The 2,555-nt window shown below is 65.4% G+C and carries 2 protein-coding genes; one reads left to right on the top strand and one right to left on the bottom strand.

Annotation, left to right across the window (positions count from 1 at the left end):
* Positions 1-1,619, bottom strand: a 1,619-nt coding sequence (locus QZ609_RS26320; RefSeq protein ID WP_295501403.1) for a valine--tRNA ligase, incomplete at its 3' end; no start/stop codon positions are given.
* Positions 1,620-1,773: 154 nt separating this feature from the next.
* Between QZ609_RS26320 and QZ609_RS26325 the strand changes: the two genes are divergently transcribed.
* A partial coding sequence (locus QZ609_RS26325) for a UvrD-helicase domain-containing protein (protein ID WP_295501406.1) occupies positions 1,774-2,555 on the top strand: 782 nt, incomplete at its 3' end.

A 2,555-nucleotide genomic window follows, 5' to 3' on the forward strand; every position in this document is an offset into this window, starting at 1 on the left:
TGCAGGGTCATCATGACCATGCGCGCCACCCAGAAGAAGATGATGTCGTAGCCCGTGACCAGCACGGTGGAGGGCAGGAAGTGCTTGAGCTCCGGCGTATCGGCCGGCCAGCCCAGCGACGAGAACGGCACCAGCGCCGACGAGAACCACGTGTCGAGCACGTCGTCGTCGCGCGTGAGCGTACCGCTGTAGCCCTTGGCTGCAGCCCGTGCGCGGGCTTCCTCTTCGGTGCGGCCAACATAGACGTTGCCGGCCTCGTCGTACCACGCCGGAATCTGGTGGCCCCACCACAGCTGGCGCGAGATGCACCAGTCCTGGATGTTGTTCAGCCACTGGTTGTATGTGTTGACCCACTGCTCGGGTACCAGCTTGATCTTGCCGCCCTGCACGGCGTCCAGCGCCACCTCGGCGATGGAGCGGCCCGGGAAGCGCGTGCCTTCCGGCGCCGGCTTGCTCATGGCGACGAACCACTGGTCGGTCAGCATCGGCTCGATGATCACGCCGGTACGCTCGCCGCGCGGCACCATCAGCTTGTGCTTCTTCACTTCACCCAGCAGGCCGAGCGATTCGAGGTCGACGACAATGCGCTTGCGGGCTTCGAAGCGGTCGATGCCGCGGTAGATCACGGGCGCGTTGTCGGCGATCGTCGCCTCCAGCGTCAGCACCGAGATCTGCGGCAGGTTGTGGCGTTGGCCGACGGCGTAGTCGTTGAAGTCGTGGCCCGGCGTCACCTTGACCACGCCGGTGCCGAATTCACGGTCGACGTACTCGTCGCCGATGATGGGGATCTCGCGCCACTGGGCGGCGTCCAGCGCGTCAGTATCGGCACCAGCAGCGCCCGAGAGCGGCAGGCGCACGGTCTGGCCGATCAGGTGGGCATAGCGTTCGTCTTCCGGGTGGACCATCACGGCCGTGTCGCCGAGCATGGTTTCCGGGCGCGTGGTGGCCACCGTCAGGTGCGTGAGGCCGGTCTTGGTGTCCGGTTGCGACAGCGGGTAGCGGATGTGCCACAGGGCGCCGTCTTCCTCTTCGCTCACCACTTCCAGGTCCGACACGGCGGTGCCCAGCACCGGGTCCCAGTTGACCAGGCGCTTGCCGCGGTAGATCAGGCCTTGCTCATACAGACGCACAAACACGTCGCTGACCGCGCGCGACATCTTCGGGTCCATCGTGAAGTATTCGCGCTCCCAGTCGATCGAGGCGCCCATGCGGCGCACCTGGCGCGTGATGGTCGAGCCGGATTGCTCCTTCCATTCCCAGACCTTCTCGACGAAAGCCGGGCGGCCGAGGTCATGGCGGGACACGCCTTGCGCATCCAGTTGGCGCTCCACGACGATCTGCGTGGCAATGCCGGCGTGGTCGGTGCCCGGCACCCACAGCGTGTTGGCGCCCAGCATGCGCGCGTGGCGCGTCAGGCCGTCCATGATGGTCTGGTTGAACGCGTGGCCCATGTGCAGCGTGCCCGTCACGTTCGGCGGCGGCAGCTGGATGCAGAAGTCCGGACGGCCGGCTTCGAGCGTCGCACGGGAGACGCCCATCGCTTCCCACGCCGCGCTCCACTTCTGCTCGATGGTGGCGGGTTCGAAACTCTTGGCGAGGGACTGGTTTTGATCGGTCATGCTGACAGGAGGCGCAAATGGGCGCAAAAAGGCGTTTGGCCCGGAAAAAAGGGCGGGCGAAAGCTTGGAATTATACGACCTGTCCGTGTCAGGTACGGGCGAGGCGGGGGAGGGGGCCGGTATAATTTTAGGATTCCGCTAAGGCTTCCCTCGCATGTCCGACCTGCTCGCCAACCTGAATCCCGAACAACGCGCTGCCATTACGCTTCCTGACGAATCGGCGCTGATCCTGGCGGGGGCGGGCAGCGGCAAGACGCGCGTGCTGACCACGCGCATCGCCTGGCTGATCCAGAGCGCGCGGGTGTCGCCGTCGGGTGTGCTGGCCGTCACCTTCACCAACAAGGCGGCCAAGGAGATGACCGCCCGCCTGCAGGCCATGCTGCCGATCAACACGCGCGCCATGTGGATCGGCACCTTCCACGGCCTGTGCAATCGGCTGCTGCGCGCGCACTACCGCGATGCCGGCCTGCCGCAGACCTTCCAGATCCTGGATACGCAGGACCAGCTTTCCGCCGTCAAGCGCCTGCTCAAGTCGCTCAATATCGACGACGAGAAATTCCCGCCCAAGAACGTCCAGTACTTCATCAACGGGGCCAAGGAGCAGGGCCATCGCGCGGGCGACCTGGAAATCGCCAACGAATTCGACCGCCGCATGGCCGACCTCTATGCCGCTTACGACGCGCAATGCCAGCGCGAAGGCGTGGTCGACTTTGCCGAGCTGCTGCTGCGCTGCTACGAGCTGCTGCGCTACAACGACGCCATCCGCGCGCACTACCAGCGGCGCTTCCGCCACATCCTGGTCGACGAGTTCCAGGATACGAACAAGCTGCAGTACGCCTGGCTGAAGATCCTCGCAGGCCATGGCGAAGCCGGCGTCACCCCCAACGCCATCTTTGCCGTGGGCGATGACGACCAGAGCATCTACGCGTTTCGTGG

The organism is uncultured Ralstonia sp., from assembly GCA_913056305.1.
GTDB lineage: Bacteria > Pseudomonadota > Gammaproteobacteria > Burkholderiales > Burkholderiaceae > Ralstonia.